Origin of the sequence: Psychrobacter sp. JB193 (assembly GCF_002285555.1) — a bacterium.
Lineage (GTDB): Bacteria > Pseudomonadota > Gammaproteobacteria > Pseudomonadales > Moraxellaceae > Psychrobacter > Psychrobacter alimentarius.
Window position 1 is genome coordinate 1,027,394 of record NZ_NRGY01000001.1, and the last position, 16,066, is coordinate 1,043,459.

Annotated in this window: 14 protein-coding genes and 1 tRNA gene; 8 read left to right on the plus strand and 7 right to left on the minus strand. The window is 44.6% G+C overall.

Going from position 1 to position 16,066, the window contains the following annotated elements; translation table 11 throughout:
* The first annotated feature begins 130 nt into the window (after positions 1-130).
* The 7 genes from gatC (at position 131) to CIK80_RS04515 (ending at position 6,107) form a co-directional block, all read left to right on the plus strand.
* A complete protein-coding gene (gene gatC / locus CIK80_RS04490) occupies positions 131-460 on the plus strand; it encodes an Asp-tRNA(Asn)/Glu-tRNA(Gln) amidotransferase subunit GatC (protein ID WP_095568997.1) in 330 nt (109 codons plus the stop codon).
* A gap of 69 nt (positions 461-529) precedes the next feature.
* Positions 530-2,026 carry an Asp-tRNA(Asn)/Glu-tRNA(Gln) amidotransferase subunit GatA gene (gatA, locus tag CIK80_RS04495; protein ID WP_095568998.1) on the plus strand — a complete coding sequence of 499 codons (1,497 nt, stop codon included), beginning with the start codon at positions 530-532 and terminating at the stop codon, positions 2,024-2,026.
* Positions 2,026-3,537 carry an Asp-tRNA(Asn)/Glu-tRNA(Gln) amidotransferase subunit GatB gene (gene gatB, locus CIK80_RS04500; protein WP_095568999.1) on the plus strand — a complete coding sequence of 504 codons (1,512 nt, stop codon included), beginning with the start codon at positions 2,026-2,028 and terminating at the stop codon, positions 3,535-3,537. Before gatA ends, gatB begins: the two co-directional genes overlap by 1 nt.
* A gap of 114 nt (positions 3,538-3,651) precedes the next feature.
* Positions 3,652-3,728 (plus strand) — tRNA-Pro (locus CIK80_RS04505).
* 210 nt (positions 3,729-3,938) lie between these two features.
* Positions 3,939-4,712, plus strand: a complete 774-nt coding sequence (locus tag CIK80_RS04510; protein WP_095569000.1) for a hypothetical protein — start codon at positions 3,939-3,941, stop codon at positions 4,710-4,712.
* A 150-nt stretch (positions 4,713-4,862) separates the two neighbouring features.
* Positions 4,863-5,036, plus strand: a complete 174-nt coding sequence (locus tag CIK80_RS15315) for a hypothetical protein (protein WP_179288321.1) — start codon at positions 4,863-4,865, stop codon at positions 5,034-5,036.
* Positions 5,037-5,135: 99 nt separating this feature from the next.
* The gene (locus CIK80_RS04515; RefSeq protein WP_095569524.1) at positions 5,136-6,107 is read left to right on the plus strand and encodes a DUF1853 family protein; all 972 of its coding nucleotides are present in this window, start codon (positions 5,136-5,138) and stop codon (positions 6,105-6,107) included.
* 67 nt (positions 6,108-6,174) lie between these two features.
* On the opposite strand, the gene CIK80_RS04520 is transcribed toward CIK80_RS04515, so the two are convergent.
* From CIK80_RS04520 to CIK80_RS04550, 7 genes are all read right to left on the minus strand, one after another.
* Positions 6,175-6,705: a DUF2726 domain-containing protein gene (locus CIK80_RS04520; RefSeq protein WP_095569001.1), complete on the minus strand. Its 531-nt coding sequence runs from the start codon at positions 6,703-6,705 to the stop codon at positions 6,175-6,177.
* 290 nt (positions 6,706-6,995) lie between these two features.
* Positions 6,996-8,144 carry a LysM peptidoglycan-binding domain-containing protein gene (locus CIK80_RS04525; protein WP_095569002.1) on the minus strand — a complete coding sequence of 383 codons (1,149 nt, stop codon included), beginning with the start codon at positions 8,142-8,144 and terminating at the stop codon, positions 6,996-6,998.
* 245 nt (positions 8,145-8,389) lie between these two features.
* A complete protein-coding gene (folC, locus tag CIK80_RS04530) occupies positions 8,390-9,748 on the minus strand; it encodes a bifunctional tetrahydrofolate synthase/dihydrofolate synthase (protein ID WP_095569003.1) in 1,359 nt (452 codons plus the stop codon).
* Positions 9,749-9,934: 186 nt separating this feature from the next.
* Positions 9,935-10,891: an acetyl-CoA carboxylase, carboxyltransferase subunit beta gene (accD, locus tag CIK80_RS04535; RefSeq protein WP_179288349.1), complete on the minus strand. Its 957-nt coding sequence runs from the start codon at positions 10,889-10,891 to the stop codon at positions 9,935-9,937.
* Between the two features lie 361 nt (positions 10,892-11,252).
* Complete coding sequence (gene trpA, locus CIK80_RS04540; protein WP_095569004.1) at positions 11,253-12,077, minus strand: tryptophan synthase subunit alpha; 825 nt, start codon at positions 12,075-12,077, stop codon at positions 11,253-11,255.
* 114 nt (positions 12,078-12,191) lie between these two features.
* Positions 12,192-13,394, minus strand: coding sequence for a tryptophan synthase subunit beta (gene trpB / locus CIK80_RS04545; RefSeq protein WP_257011710.1), 1,203 nt, complete (start codon positions 13,392-13,394; stop codon positions 12,192-12,194).
* 156 nt (positions 13,395-13,550) lie between these two features.
* Positions 13,551-14,234, minus strand: coding sequence for a phosphoribosylanthranilate isomerase (locus CIK80_RS04550; protein WP_179288322.1), 684 nt, complete (start codon positions 14,232-14,234; stop codon positions 13,551-13,553).
* Positions 14,235-14,423: 189 nt separating this feature from the next.
* Between CIK80_RS04550 and CIK80_RS04555 the strand changes: the two genes are divergently transcribed.
* Positions 14,424-16,037: an FAD-binding domain-containing protein gene (locus CIK80_RS04555; protein ID WP_095569006.1), complete on the plus strand. Its 1,614-nt coding sequence runs from the start codon at positions 14,424-14,426 to the stop codon at positions 16,035-16,037.
* The last annotated feature ends 29 nt before the right edge of the window (positions 16,038-16,066 follow it).

Genomic DNA, 16,066 nt, shown 5'->3' on the forward strand with positions numbered 1-16,066 from the left:
AGCACCTTTATCAAAGCTTTAGTTTAATACTGACCTATTGTCATACTCATATTTATATACTTTAAGGTTCATTGTCCTCAATGGTAACCTATTACTACACTTAACAAAACTGTCCTTAACTGGAGAAACCATGTCACAACAATCAACGTCACAGCAACCATCAACGTCTGACAGCGCAGTCAGCCGTGAAGAAATCTTAGAAATTGCTACCCTTGCCCGTTTGGGTGTCGATGAGAGTACTGCCAATAGCTATGCCGATGACATCACTAAAATATTAAAGATGATGCAGACCATTAGCAACGTTGATACGACAGACATCAAGCCATTGGCAAACATTCATGAAGCTTGTCAAGAATTGCGCGCTGATGTTGCCAACCACGATATCGACCGCGAACGCAATCAGTCGGTCGCACCTGCTGTTGAAGAAGGCTTATATCTTGTACCACAAGTGATTGAATAGACGATCACCTCTTTTTGGTCTTTTATCTTAATTTTATTTATGTTATTAACAATTTGACGGACGACAACTATGTCTGAGCTTCATTTATTAAGTACCGAGCAGCTGATCACTGGCTTGCAAGACAAAGAATTTAGCAGCCTCGAGCTGACTGATCACTATATCAAACGTATCGACGCCCTCGACAGCAAGATTAATAGCTTTATCACTCATACCTCTGAGACAGCACGCGCACAAGCAAAAGCAGCAGACGAGATGCGTGCACAAGGCGACAACCGCCTATTGTTAGGCGTACCAATGGCGCATAAAGACATTTTTTGTACGCAAGGTGTATTGACGACTTGTGGCTCTAAAATGCTACATAACTTTGTCTCACCTTATAATGCCACGATTGTCTCTAATATTGATAAGGCCGGTATGATTAGCTTAGGTAAGCTCAATATGGATGAGTTTGCGATGGGTTCAGACAATAGTAGCTCTTATTATGGCACGGTGCAAAATCCCTGGAACCTAGAGCGTGTTCCTGGTGGTTCGTCAGGTGGTAGTGCCGCAGCCATCGCCGCAGGCTTCGTTCCTGTTGCAACTGGTAGTGACACGGGTGGCTCTATCCGTCAGCCTGCTTCATTCTGTGGTTTGACCGGTATCAAGCCCACTTATGGTCGTGTCTCGCGCTTTGGTATGATTGCTTATGCCTCAAGTCTTGACCAAGCTGGTAGCATGGGACGCAGCGCCAAAGACTGTGCCTATCTACTGCAACCCATGATCGGTCATGATCCGCTTGATGGCACCTCCATTAAACATGACATTCCTGACTATATACAAGACATTGAAGATGCAGAAGCAGCCGCTGGCGACAAGCCATTTGCGGATCTACGTATTGGCGTTGCCAAAGAGTATTTTGCTAATGGTTTAGATAGCGAAGTCGAGCAAGCAGTACGCGCCGCCCTAAAAAAATATGAAGAACTGGGTGCGACCATTGTAGAAGTAAACATCACCAACCCTGATATCACCCTGTCTACTTACTATATGCTAGCGCCGGCAGAAGCTTCTTCTAACTTATCGCGCTTCGATGGTGTACGCTTTGGTTATCGCTGTGAAAACCCAAAAGACTTGATCGATCTATACACACGCTCACGCTCTGAAGGGTTTGGCCCTGAGGTGCAACGCCGTATCTTGACAGGGACTTATGCCCTATCTGCTGGTTACTTCGACGCTTATTATACTAAGGCACAAAAGGTGCGCCGCTTAATCGTTAAAGACTTCGAAGATGCATTTGCCAACTGTGATGTGATTGCCAGTCCAACCGCACCAACGGCTGCCTACAAGCTCGCTGAAGATCTTGATCCTGCCACCATGTACTTAGGCGATGTGTATACCATCGCGGTGAATTTGGCTGGTTTGCCAGCACTGAGTCAGCCAGTTGGCTTGACGTCAGACGGCTTGCCTATTGGCTTGCAATTGATTGGCAAGCATTGGCACGAAAGTAAGCTGCTGTCTACTGCGCACCTATTCCAGCAACACACCGATTATCATTTACAACACTCTGCCATCGCGAAGGAGACGGTATAATGAGCACTGCAACTACTGATAACAATACCGTTCGTAAAGAGCTATTCGTTGATGGATACGAAGTGGTCATCGGCATCGAGATTCATTGCCAACTTAATACGGAAAGTAAAATCTTTTCAAGCTCGCCCACAGATTTTGGGCATGAGCCAAACAGCCAAGCCAGCCTTGTTGATTTGGGTCTGCCTGGTGTATTGCCTGTTTTAAATGCTGGCGTGGTCGATCGCGCCTTAAAATTCGGTATTGGCGTCAATGCTGAATTGGGTTTGTACAACACATTTGATCGCAAAAACTACTTTTATCCTGACTTACCAAAAGGCTATCAAATTACCCAGATGGCCAATCCTATCGTGGGTAAAGGGTACATCGATGTGGTGGTCAATGAAGGAGAAAAGAACGAATATCCAAAACGCATGGGCATCACCCGTGCGCATTTAGAAGAAGATGCAGGTAAATCTGTACATGACGCCATCGACGGTATGACAGGTGTCGATTTGAACCGTGCAGGTACGCCGCTGATTGAGATTGTCTCTGAACCAGACATGCGCTCAGCCAATGAAGCCCTTGCCTATATCAAAGCCATCCATCAGCTGGTCACATGGCTTGGTATATCCGATGCGATTATGGCAGAAGGCTCGTTCCGCTGTGACTGTAACGTCTCTGTACGTAAACCGGGTGACGAGCTTGGTACGCGTACTGAGCTGAAAAATTTAAACTCGTTCCGCTTTATCGAACGTGCGATCAATCGTGAAATCGAGCGTCAAATTGACATCATCGAAGACGGTGGTCAAGTCATCCAAGCCACGATGCTATATGATCCAGATCGTGATGAGACGCGTACCATGCGTACCAAGGAAGACGCCAACGACTATCGCTACTTCCCTGATCCTGATCTGCTACCTGTTCGCATTGAGCAGCATACTGTTGATGAAATCAAAGCAGCTATGCCTGAATTACCAGTTGCTCGTCGCGCACGCTTTGAGGAAGCACTTGGTCTATCAGAATATGACGCTCGTATCCTAACCGGAAGCCGTCAGCTGGCCGATTACTTCGAAGCTGTCGTCGCTGAAGTGGGACAATCGGACGCGAAGATGGCTGGCAACTGGGTTATGGGCGATCTACTCGGTGCATTGAACAAAGATGACACGGATATCGTCGACTCCCCTATCAGTGCTAAGCAATTAGCTGGTATGCTGGCACGTATCAAAGATGATACCTTATCTGGTAAATTGGCAAAGAAAGTCTTTAGCGCCCTGTATGAGCGCGAAGGCGGCGATGCCGATAATGCAGCAGATAAAATCATCAAAGACAAAGGCCTCAAGCAAGAAACCGACACGGGCGCGATTAAAGCCATCGTGGAAGACGTCATCGCTAAAAATGAAGCGATGGTCGAAGAATATCGCGGCGGTAAAGAAAAAGCCTTTAACGGTCTGGTTGGACAAGTGATGAAAGCCAGTCGCGGTAGCGCCAACCCGCAGCAAGTCAACCAAATCCTAAAAGAGCTACTAGGTTAAGGTTGTCTGCTCATTGGTTCGACTGACTGTGATAGGCAAAATACGATGATAGCGTTTGGCTAATATAAATAGCCCTTGCAATATACATAATTTTGCGTAAAATAGTCAGTCATTCGGGGCGTAGCGCAGTCTGGTAGCGCACTACACTGGGGGTGTAGTGGTCGCAGGTTCAAATCCTGCCGTTCCGACCAAACATTGTAGTAACAAGAAAAGCCAATCATTGTTTTCAATGGTTGGCTTTTTTTTGTGCTAAATTTAACTGTTAATTGTATGATGTATTTGACGAAATACTAAAAATTTGAGCAAGGCATGACAAGTAATCAAAAGCCAGCCGTTCATACGCCTTTAGGCTGGCACTGCCTGTAGCTATTTTGATTTGAGGGTGTGTAAAGGTGCGATTTATGGTTAATTCTAAAGAAGATTTTTCAGATGAAGATCTTCAAAAAATACTCGAACAAGCCAAACGAATAGAGTTTGAAAGATTGCAACATAAAACAACTATACCCACAGTATTCATAAAAGAATTGCTAGATAGCCCACCTAACTACTTACTAAGTCATAATTTTTTTGACGTGGGTTATAAAGATAGAAAGAAAATATCAGCCATTCATAACTTGATAGAAAAAATAGAAAATATTGCTATTAAATATTGTAGAGAACTTTTAGAAGAGCAAGACTATTATGTAAATTTTGAGCAAGAGCAACCTATTATGTATGCAGGGTTTGGCATTCATATTATCTTCGATCATAAAGATCTTTACTTAGAGTCAAAAGAGCTTAAGTGTTTAAACTTCCATAAATTATGTCAATGTATCAAGCTAAAAGCTTTCACTAGACTTTATTTTGAAAACCGACAGTATGAAGCCAGTTTCTACTGTGTCAGGTTAGCCAGCTATGTTTTTGGAGCAGGAACAAATGAAGTTAGCGGTGACAATGATTTTCAAAAAAAACTATCGAGATCTAATAAGGAAAAAGCAAATAAAAGATGGTCAAAGCACAATCAAACTAGGCCCGAAAAAAAGAAACAATACTTAGAGATTATGAATCAACAGAACTTTACCGCTTTTGCTGAAACAGCTGAATATATAAAACAGCATATTGAAACAGATAAAAAACCATCTTATGACACTATTAAAAGATGGCTAAGCCAAGCCAATAAAGGCAATTTTTCATAACCTATTCTACTGTGGTATGCAGGCATACAACACGCTATGCACGCATACCATGTGTTATACAAGCATAAGTATTTAGCTATAACTACCAACCTCATAAGATAGCCCATGTAATCCGCCGAAACTAGTCACGGCATGACATGGAGCTAAAAAATGACCCACCCAAACCAGAACTCACAACAACCACCTAACACCCAACCCCGCAAACCCAAAAAGTGGCAGCGATTTTTACTTAAAGCAGTGCTCGGTATTCTATTACCTTACTTACTATCACCGCCCGATATCAGCATTTATACTTATCACATCACCATCGCCTTTCCCTCATAATGACAGCATACACATTGCCCTAGTTGATACTCACCATAACTAGACTTTTGGTAGGTGAGCCGTTAGGGTAAATGCTCTATCACAATGATGGCTTATCCTATGCGCGAGACTCTTACTCAACCTGACTTTACCTTTACAAACGACGCGCTTTGGAACGCATATCAGCGCCCCTTTGTACGTGATTTGGCATATGTGCTGGCATGTCCCAATGTCTTGACGCAATGGATAGACTTTACACCGCATCAAAACACGCATACGGTTGATGTGCATAGCGCCAGCTTTTGGCAAGCGCAGCTTGAGACGTATCAAGAGCGTCTAGAAGAGCTAGACACAACCACCGCTTATCAAGACTTAACACGCTACTTATTAAAAAGACCAAGTCCGAGTCGTCTAGGGTTTCACTTTGAGGGGCTGTTATCATTTTGGTTAGAAGATGGGTTTGCGCGTCAGCTGCATCCGTATGAGATGCTCGCTAATAACGTGCAGTTGTATAACGGTAAGCAAACCACGGGCGAGCTGGATTTGATCTTGTACAACCATGAGGAAAAGCTGGTTGAGCATTGGGAGCTTGCCATCAAGTTCTTTATGGGGTCAGCGCCTTTTGCGCCTGAGAACTGGGTTGGGATTAACTCAAAGGACAACTTAGAGCGTAAGATGACGCACATGCAGACCAAGCAGTTTCGTAGTGTGTGGGTTGATACCGAGGATCATGGACGCATTAGAATTGATAAGCGTTACGGTATTATCAAAGGGCGATTCTTTTTGCCCATCAACACCAGCAGTTTTGGTGATCGTGATTGGCCCGCTTGGCTACAATCTAGCTTCCCCATACATGAGTGGTGCGATAAGAATGATCTGACCAATCTTGCGACGATTTATACGACCACCTTACGACGTGCACACTATGTGGAATGGTTTAGCAAGCGTGACTTTTATGATAATTATGATGCACGTCTACCACCGCTTAACCTGTCTGAAACTGAAACCCTTAGAACCGGATTGTATTTTGAAGGTGATAGACCCATCGTTATTTATTTCGCATACCCTGAAAAACCCTACGATAAGCTTTAAAAAGCGTTAGCCCTTGTTGGCAAGCAAATTTCGACCAGAATTCATGCAACAATAAATACTTACTGGCTTAATAAGTCTCAATCACTTGCATCAGCTCATACCTGAGCATATCGGCACTGGGCATACGCTCTGCGTGAAAGCGAACGATAGGAATCCCAGCACTCGCTAAAGCTTTGTCTTTTTTGTCATCAGCCTTTTGACGGGATTTGCTACTGTGTGTCCAGTCATCAAGCTCTATCGCCAGTAATGTCGTCTGCGCATCCACATCAACAATCACATAATCGACGCTTTGACGACAGATACGATTGAACCAAAAACTGCGCTCTGAGGTCTCATCGCTATTGGCTTCAATAATCCGTGATAGCTGCACTTGGACAAAGATATGATATTCGGGCAACGCATTTTTTAGCTTGTTAAAAAAGACAACCTCGGTGTCAGTCATAATAGGCATAGGAGCAAATGGCCAAATCTCTAACTCATCACCGCGTACAGGCTTTGGATCAGGCTCCACGCTTTGACGTCTTGATAACAGCTTTGGTAATGTAATCAGCCCCAAAAAGCCAACTGCCAGTATTAAAAATATAACGCCAAATGACATGGTTTTACCTTATACAATATGAAAGTGACTAACGATCTACCATGACCTTATGAAGGGCGTTTCGTAGTAAACCAGTCACAACTGGTCAGCCTTTATAGACTGACCAGCGATACGGAGAAAAACAAAGAAATTAATGCTTATCCTAGCTAAGCTTACGCCAAGCAGCAAACACTAACGTAAAAAACACGACAGTAGCTGTCGTGTCCAGTCATAAAAAATAAAAGATAATCGGCTATAAGAGCATGGTCAAAATACTGTCTGTTGCTTTAAACGATTCTATCAGCGATAGATTAGCGCCAGTATAAAACCCAAGCTTCCGACGCATTCAGTTTGGGGTCACTATTGATTTTATCTTTTAGTGCCAACGCTGCGACTTTACCGCGCTCAGGCCCAACGATCACTCGAACACCGCGACTGGTAGGACTGGTTTTAACCTGATAACCTGCGGCTTGTAGTTTCTTTGCCAATTCATCCGCTTTGGCTTGATTGTTTGCCAAGGCAACTTGCACGCCGAAACTGCCTTTGGCATCGGTTTCTTTTACTTCTTTACGAGCCTCGGTAAGTTTCTGCTGAGCGTTACGTTTGGCTTCAGCGGACTTCTCAGCTGCTGCCGCTTCACGCTCTAAACGCTGTACTTGGCTACGCGATGGAATCGTTATGTTTTGACCGACCTGTAGCGATGTTGAGGGTGAAAGATTATTTGCCTGCGCCAACGCTTCTACTGGCATGTTGTATTGCCGTGCAAGCTTAATCAGTCCGTCCCCTCTTTTGACCTGATAGTCAGAAGGCGATTTTGGCGGTTCATTCTTAGCGGCTTCTGCCTTAGCCGTTTCCGCAGCCTCTCTCTTTCTTTCAGCTTGTGCTTCAGCCTGCTTTTTTGCTTCGGCTTCTTTTTTCTCTCTTGCCGCTTTTTCAGCAGAGGCTTGTTCTTTCAAAGCGGCTTGTCTTTGAGCGTCCTGCTTTGCTTGCGCAGTTTGTTGCTGATCGCGCCTGCTGGCGCTTGTAGCAGTCTCGTTTGATGTATTGGTACTGTTATCATTAGTGGACTGTGCTGATGCTGATTCAGACGACTCGCTTGAGTCATTCTCTTCTACCTTAGGCGTATTGCTAGCCACATATTGCTGGCTTTCAGCACGCGCCTTGGCCAATGCTTCAGCTTCAGCAGCTTCTTGTTCTGTTAAGAACTGCTGAGCACGCATTTCTTGCTCTGCAACGCGAGCCGCGCGTTCTTTCTGTTTTTGTGCCAAGATACGTTTTTCGGTCTCGATATCAGTCGTTAATGGCTGCGAAGACTCTTGTTCGCTACTTGGCTGATCTATCAGTGCTGAGGGTAGATGTGGTTTGTTACTGTCACTAATCTGTTGCGCCATGGCGTATAGCATCACGCTACCGCCAATAATCATCCCAATGCCCAATAAGGCTTGTCTCGAAAAATTCATCCGTTTACGTCTCTTAGTTGGTAATAAGGTTGATTGAGCGGCGCAGCTATCGTCTCAAAACTATAGGGTAGCTAGATTTAGTTCGTAGTGCTTGCCCTCAATTCTATTCATCCGTTCTCAAGATTTCTGTAGACCTTGTCATACCAGTCTTTTAAACCTCTTTGATTATAAAGCATATTTTTCGTGCTGTCTGCAATCTTGCTGATACTAAGATTAACATTAATTAACGGATATTTTAACCAAGATTATGAAATTTTAAGCGCAGACAATGCCTCTCCAATGGTATGAAAAGAGCCGCATACGACAATCAGATCTTGTGGTTGGCTGGCATCCATCACCGCATCAGTTGCTGCTGATAACCGATTGAATTCATGTATTTGAGCGCCATCGACATAACTGGCCAAAATCCCTCGTAACTGCTCGGTACTGGCCGCACGTGGATAATCGATTTCGGCAATAAACCAATCACTGATTGGCAAACCAGATTCGGTCAGGCACTGTACAACCTTGTCGATGTCTTTATCCCCTAACATTGAAAACAGGATTTTAATCGTTGCGGGTGTGTAATGGGTTTGACTATCTACCTTTTGCTGCGCCAGATGCTGCTGCCAAAGTGGTAATAGCTGTTTTAATAAAAACGTAACGCCATGCTCATTATGGGCCACATCAAACAACCAATGACGCGCTTTGACCTCACGATAATCGAAGCGACCTGCCAGTTTAACCGTTTGCAACGCTTGCTCAAGCGCAGCCATATCGACATTTAAGGGACTTGCCAATACCGCTGACAAAGCATTGGCGGTGTTCATCAATGACAATGCTGGTCGAGGTAGCTGCATCGTAATAGCTGCATTACTGTACTGCCATGTTTTTGAGTCAAGTTCGCGATAACTAAAATCTTGACCAACTTGATAACAAGTGGCCTCATGCTTATCAATGGCTTGCTGCACGCTAGCAGGCATCTGGTCACTGCCATAAATTAAAGCAATATCTTTACGTAGAATACCTGCTTTTTCTGCGCCGATATCTTCGATATTGTCACCCAACCAATCGACATGATCGATACCGATATTGGTAATCACCGCCATGTCAGGATCAATAATGTTGACCACGTCTAAACGTCCGCCCAGCCCCACTTCCAACACCCAAACATCACAATCTGCTTCAGCGAATATCAATAATGCTGCCAGCGTCGTCATCTCAAAAAACGACAAGGTCAAATCACACGCTAATCGTGCGGCTTCTACTTTGTTAAAGGCATCAATCAATGTCTGATCACTGACCATCTCGCCATTGATGCGCACGCGCTCATTAAACACGCTCAGATGCGGTGACTGATACAATGCCGTTTTGTACCCTGCAGCTTGGCAAACTTGTGCGATAACAGCCGTGGTTGAGCCTTTACCATTGGTACCTGCCACCGTGAACACATAGGCATCATCTTTAGCGGATTGTACGACACCAAGCAACTCAGCGACTGGCAATACTCGTGACAAACCCATGTCTATTGCAGAGACATGTATCTGCTGCATATAGTCCAACCATTCTGTTAGGCTAGATTGGTCGTTGAGATTGTGCGTCGAAGAAACTAAAGAATCAGACATGGACAAAACCTATATAAAGAATTTTGATAATTACTAAAAAAAGAAAAAATAGTATAACTGGCTTGGTAAAAACAAAAAATAGCATTTACCGTAATATGACGATAAATGCTATTCGTGAGTTCTATATATCTGGCAGATAGTAGCACAACGCTCAATCGTTATGCATATCGCCATGCGCTCATTTACTTACTGAGCATTGAGATTGGGTACATGACATAACTTCGCGAGCAAACGATAAATCGTATCAATCAGTTGATGACGATGTACCACTTCATCGACCACACCATGTTCTAACAAGAACTCTGCGCGTTGGAATGGCTCTTCTAATGTCTCACGTACGGTTTGCTCAATCACGCGCTTACCAGCAAAACCAATCATGGCTTTTGGCTCTGCCAAGTGAATATCACCCAGCATAGCTAAAGAAGCCGTCACCCCACCATAAACAGGGTTGGTCAATACCACAATATAAGGAATGCCAGCGATTCTGAGACGTTCAATGGCGGCAGCCGTTCGTGCCATTTGCATTAAAGACAACAGGCCTTCCTGCATACGAGCGCCGCCAGACGCCGCAAAGCAGATCAAAGGTACTTTATCTTCAAGCGCTTTTTCGGCTGCTTGAACAAAACGGTCACCAACCACTGACCCCATCGAACCACCCATAAAACGAAAATCAAAGGCACAAGTAACGACATCAAGATTGCGCAATTTACCATGCATCACAATCAGCGCTTCACTTTCACCTGTTTTTTCCTGTGCCTCACTCATACGCGCAGGATAGGGCTTGCTATCCACAAAGCTGAGTGGATCTTTGGCAGTAAACTCTTGCCCAAGCTCACCATTAACTTGATCCAGTAACCAGTTCAGACGCTCACGAGCGCTCATCGGTAAATGATGATCGCAATGCGGGCACACATAACAGTTAAAAATCAGCGCTGTATTGGTAATCATTGAGTGGCAGCTACTGCACTCTGTTGATGGCTCGGTCTCAACTGCGGTCAATGGTGCCGTCAGTTGTTGCTTAATCCCTGGTATCTCGCGATTAAACCATGATTGCCCAGCCGTATTGCCTTTTGGCTCAAGGCTTGGCGCACTATCGTTACTAGCATTGGGTTTCGTTATCGTATCAGTCATATTATTCGCCATTATCAAAGGCTTATCGACAAGTTGGCTCATTTACTTGTCCCTAAGAGTAGATTTAAGAGTTGCACATAGTCATAACATGAGCAGTTATCAAGCACACTTATATGCAACTGTAACAATTCATATGTGAGGTTAGTTTACACACGTAAACTAAGTTTAGCAAAGTCATTTCTTACTGTCTGTATAAACATTCTTACAAAGACTGTAATCATGGCTCAGCGCAATTATTTTTATCTTTAAAATTTTTAATGCTCACATTCATATGGCATCAATATTCAGTATTTTAGTAGTAATAATAACTGCTGCTGTTTCACTTGAATAATTGTATCTTATCTTTGCATCTTCTCTATTTGCTTAGGCTTCACTAAGCGCTCAAGCTATCAAGAGCAGCGCGTAGCTCATCCATTTTGGTCATGATTTTTTGCTGGGCATTGGCGACAGCCGTTGCATCATTACCATCTATATCAGCAAAATTCTGTACCAAGGCACTTCCGACGATGACGCCATCTGCATGAGCACCGATCGCTTTGGCTGACGCGGCATCACGAATACCAAAACCGACACATACTGGCAAATCTGTCTCTGCTTTGATTGCTTGAACTTGGGTGGCAACATCGTCTGTATTTAGCGTAGCTGAGCCAGTTACGCCTTTTAAGGAAACATAATAGATATAGCCGCCGCAATGGGTCAGTACTTGCTCACGGCGTTCAGGTAAAGTGGTGGGCGACAGTAAGAAAATCTCATTCATCGCATGCTCAGTTAAATGCTGGGTAAAGCTGCCTGCCTCTGCGGGCGGCAAATCTACCATCAAAATACCATCGACGCCTGACTGCTCACATAGCGCGACAAAATTATCGTAACCGATGATCTCCACAGGATTGAGATAACCCATCAAGATAATTGGAGTCTGAGTGTCTTTCTGACGGAACTCCGCGACCATTTTTAGGGCATCACGCGTACTCGTACCGGCTGCTAGCGCACGCTCGCCTGCCAATGCAACCACGGGACCATCTGCCATTGGGTCAGAAAACGGTAAGCCAAGCTCAATCATATCTGCGCCATGCTTCACCAAGTCATGCAGCAAGTCTACAGTGACGGTAGGATTGGGATCGCCCGCCATCACATAAGGAATGAGGGCTTTTTTATTTTGTGATTTTAAAGTGTCAAAAGTGCTTTCGATTCGAGTCATAAAATTCTCTTAATTTGTATACGGTGGCTCAGCTGGCCCTTTATCAAACAATAAAGGGCGCTAAGCAATTTTTCTTATGAATGATAGTGGCGTAGCCTGTCAAAACAATGGCTATTACAACTCAATCCCTTCCGCTTTCATCACTGAGTGCAAGTCTTTGTCACCGCGACCTGACATGTTGACGATAATGGTCTGGTCAGGCGTCATGGTTTTCGCAAGCTTCAGGGCATAAGCGACCGCATGGGCAGACTCAAGTGCAGGGATAATACCTTCTTTACGCGTGGACTCATGAAAGCCTTCTAAAGATTCTTTGTCAGTACAACCAACATACTCAACACGGTTCATGTCTTTTAGGAAGCTGTGTTCAGGACCCACGCCTGGGTAATCAAGACCTGCTGAGATAGAGTGCGTTTCTTGAATTTGACCATCATCATCTGCCATAAGATACGTACGGTTACCATGTAGCACACCGATACGACCAGCTGCTAGTGGCGCAGAATGGCGACCTGAATCGATACCGTCGCCTGTCGCCTCAACGCCATACATTTTGACTTCAGGATCGTTTAAGAAATCAAAGAACAAACCAATAGCGTTCGAACCACCACCGACACACGCAACTAGTGCATCAGGTAGTTTGCCTGTTTTTTCTAAATGCTGAATACGCGCTTCTTTACCAATAATCGCTTGGAAATCACGCACTAGCAACGGATAAGGATGCGGACCTGCCACCGTACCAATAATATAATAGGTACTATCGACATTGGTGACCCAATCACGCATGGCTTCGTTCATGGCATCTTTGAGCGTACGAGAACCTGACGTGACTGGCACGACGGTCGCACCAAGCAAGCGCATACGATAGACGTTCATCTTTTGACGCTCGACATCGTCAGCACCCATGTAGACGATACACTCTAGTCCTAGGCGTGCCGCAATCGTGGCTGTTGCTACGCCATGTTGCCCTGCCCCTGTCTCAGCGATGATACGTTTTTTGCCACACATCTTGGCAAGCAATGCTTGTCCGATGGTGTTGTTCACTTTGTGCGCGCCAGTATGGTTCAAATCTTCACGTTTGAAATAAATTTGCGCACCGCCAATCTCATCACTCAAACGCTTTGCGTGATAAAGCGGTGTTGGACGACCGACGTAATTCACCAAATCATTGTGATACTCTTCCCAGAATGCTGGATCTGCTTTGACTTTGGTATAAAGCGTCTCTAGCTCTTCTAGGGCAGCCATCAAGGTTTCAGAGACAAAGCGACCACCGTGTACACCAAAATGTCCGCGTGCATCGGGATACTGGTTAAAATCGGGCACGTTTTCAGGATTGGTAAAGGTGTTAATGGCCGTTGCAGTGGTAGATAACTCTTTATTAGCGACATGACTCATGATAATTCCTACTGTAATAAGTGGTATTTTTTAGTATAAATATTAGAAAATGCGTTGAGTAGTAGATGCTTGAATAATGCAGAACTAACTACTCAGGTTCGAAGGTTCGCTAAGCGTCGCGTTTTGCCATCGGTCACGCTTGACCGCTTTCATAAAGGCACGCATTTTGGCAGGGTCTTTTTTGCCTTTATCCTGCTCAATACCGCCGCTGACATCGACCGCATAAATAGGCAAATCTAACGTCGCAGCGACATTTTTGGCATCTAGTCCACCCGCCAAGATAATTGGCAGCGAGCTGTCTTTCGGAATGAGATTCCAGTCAAAGCGCTGGCCTGTACCTCCATAAGCAGCGGGGTGATAAGCATCCAATAAGATACTACTGGCACCTGCTGCTGCAAATTTGTCAATCTGGGCGCGAACGCTATCGGGCGTATGCTGCTCAGCATTGATACGCAGCGCTTTGATCCAGCGCTTATTGATACTGCTTGCCAGCTGCTGGCACTCTTCAGGGGTTTCGTCACCGTGAAATTGAATGATGTCAAAAGGTACGGTGTTTGCTAATTTAATCAGCTCATCCTGAGGCATATTGACCACCAATGCGACGACGCTCATAAAGGCTGGCACAGAAGCACTGAGTATTTTTGCTTGCACAAGCGTCACAGCACGCGGGCTTGGCGGATAAAACACCAAACCGACTGCATCAGCACCCAATTGTGCCGCAGTCTGAACATCACTAAGCTGGGTAAAACCGCAAAACTTAACGTGCATGATATGACCTTAAATAGAACTCTCAGAATACTGCTTTACAATTGGCTCACGACCAATACGACTCGTTAACGCGCCAGATTAAGTATGATGATGATTTGTTAACCAAATGGCAAATCAATTGCATCCAAAAACTTATCCTAGCATACTTTTATTCCTAATTTTGTTTATGATTGACATAAGGTTATTTGAATGTCTAAGACAGCATCAAAAGCGGCAAGCAAGACCCATAATAATGATAAAAACACGAATGCAACCTCGCCTCATTACTTGATGTGGTTCCGTCGTGACCTAAGGCTCCATGACAATACGGCTTTGACAGCACTGTGTGAAAAAGCAGCCACAGACAACGCTCAAGTCAGTGCCGTGTTTTTTTTGACACCCAAGCAGTGGCAAGCACACGATATGTCGCTTGTACAAGTCGATCATATTGCCTGCACCTTGCCGATACTGGCAAAAACGCTACAAGATCAACTGAATATCACCCTTATCGTCCATTCTGCTCCAAGCTTTGCTGACTGTATCGATACTTTGACGACCTTTTGTCAAAAAAATCATATCAGTTGCATCATGGCAAATCATGAATACGAAGGCAATGAGATTGACCGTGATGAGCAACTAACCATACAGCTGGCAAAAGATGATATCGAGTTTATTCGTTGGCACGACCAATGTATATTGCCACCGCAAAGCATCACCACTAACGATGACACCATGTATCAAATATTTACGCCATTCTATAAAAAATGGCGTCATACCTTGGATGTGGGCGAAATACAGTTACATGACGCACCAGCTATCAAAGACAATCATGATATTGATTTGCAACTATCAAAAACCAGTGTAAACACTATGAAAGAGATAGAGAGTCTTTGCAAAAACACCGTCGAGGATTATCAAAAGACCTTGCAAGACGCAGAAGCACTACAGCACATAGATAGCGAGGAGCAGCTTAAACACGCTCGCGACGCTTATCCTGCGGGTGAAAAAGCAGCCTGCCAGCAGCTAGAGCGTTTCATTGCTGAGGACATCAATGATTACGACGTGGGACGAGATGTACCTAGCTTGAATGCCACTAGTCAGCTATCTGCTTACCTCACGATTGGTACTATTAGTCCACGACTGTGTTATCTACAAGCTCATAAAGCGCAAGAAAAATTGCACGGAAATGATGGCGATAATGAAGACATCAATCGCTGGATAAGTGAATTGGCATGGCGTGATTTTTATCGTCATGTATTGGTCGATAAGCCAGAGCTCATACGCCATCACGCTTATAAAGATGACATGGATAAACGTATAGACTGGTCTTACGGTGATGATGATTTTAAGGCATGGTGTACAGGTAAAACTGGCGTGCCCTTGGTCGATGCTGCCATGAAAAGTCTCAATACCACTGGCTTTATGCACAATCGCTTGCGAATGGTGACGGCTATGTTCTTGACCAAAGACTTATTGATTGATTGGCGATGGGGCGAGCGCTACTTTATGCAGCAACTTATAGATGGTGACTTTGCTTCCAACAATGGTGGCTGGCAATGGAGCGCTTCGACTGGCACGGATTCTGCGCCCTACTTCCGTATCATGAACCCATTTAGCCAAGGCAAGACTCATGATCCTGATGGAACATTCATTAAGACTTGGCTACCTGAACTCAAAGATATTCCTAATAGCACCCTGCATTCAGAAGAAAAACTCCGCAAGGCACTCAGTAAAGGGGGTAAATTTGCCAGCCTTGATTATCCTCTACCGATGGTTGAACACAAAAAAGCCCGCGAGCTTGCCATTGCTGAGTTTAAAAAATAATAACGTCGTTTAAACAGACCTTTAGTCAT

What these genes read in the sequence shown, in the direction of transcription:
- gatC (WP_095568997.1), top strand. Translation starts at nt 131, where the DNA reads ATGTCACAACAATCAACGTCACAGCAACCATCAACGTCTGACAGCGCA.
- gatA (WP_095568998.1), top strand. Translation starts at nt 530, where the DNA reads ATGTCTGAGCTTCATTTATTAAGTACCGAGCAGCTGATCACTGGCTTG.
- gatB (WP_095568999.1), top strand. Translation starts at nt 2,026, where the DNA reads ATGAGCACTGCAACTACTGATAACAATACCGTTCGTAAAGAGCTATTC.
- CIK80_RS04510 (WP_095569000.1), top strand. Translation starts at nt 3,939, where the DNA reads ATGGTTAATTCTAAAGAAGATTTTTCAGATGAAGATCTTCAAAAAATA.
- CIK80_RS15315 (WP_179288321.1), top strand. Translation starts at nt 4,863, where the DNA reads ATGACCCACCCAAACCAGAACTCACAACAACCACCTAACACCCAACCC.
- CIK80_RS04515 (WP_095569524.1), top strand. Translation starts at nt 5,136, where the DNA reads ATGCGCGAGACTCTTACTCAACCTGACTTTACCTTTACAAACGACGCG.
- CIK80_RS04520 (WP_095569001.1), bottom strand. Translation starts at nt 6,705, where the DNA reads ATGTCATTTGGCGTTATATTTTTAATACTGGCAGTTGGCTTTTTGGGG.
- CIK80_RS04525 (WP_095569002.1), bottom strand. Translation starts at nt 8,144, where the DNA reads ATGAATTTTTCGAGACAAGCCTTATTGGGCATTGGGATGATTATTGGC.
- folC (WP_095569003.1), bottom strand. Translation starts at nt 9,748, where the DNA reads ATGTCTGATTCTTTAGTTTCTTCGACGCACAATCTCAACGACCAATCT.
- accD (WP_179288349.1), bottom strand. Translation starts at nt 10,891, where the DNA reads ATGGCGAATAATATGACTGATACGATAACGAAACCCAATGCTAGTAAC.
- trpA (WP_095569004.1), bottom strand. Translation starts at nt 12,077, where the DNA reads ATGACTCGAATCGAAAGCACTTTTGACACTTTAAAATCACAAAATAAA.
- CIK80_RS04550 (WP_179288322.1), bottom strand. Translation starts at nt 14,234, where the DNA reads ATGCACGTTAAGTTTTGCGGTTTTACCCAGCTTAGTGATGTTCAGACT.
- CIK80_RS04555 (WP_095569006.1), top strand. Translation starts at nt 14,424, where the DNA reads ATGTCTAAGACAGCATCAAAAGCGGCAAGCAAGACCCATAATAATGAT.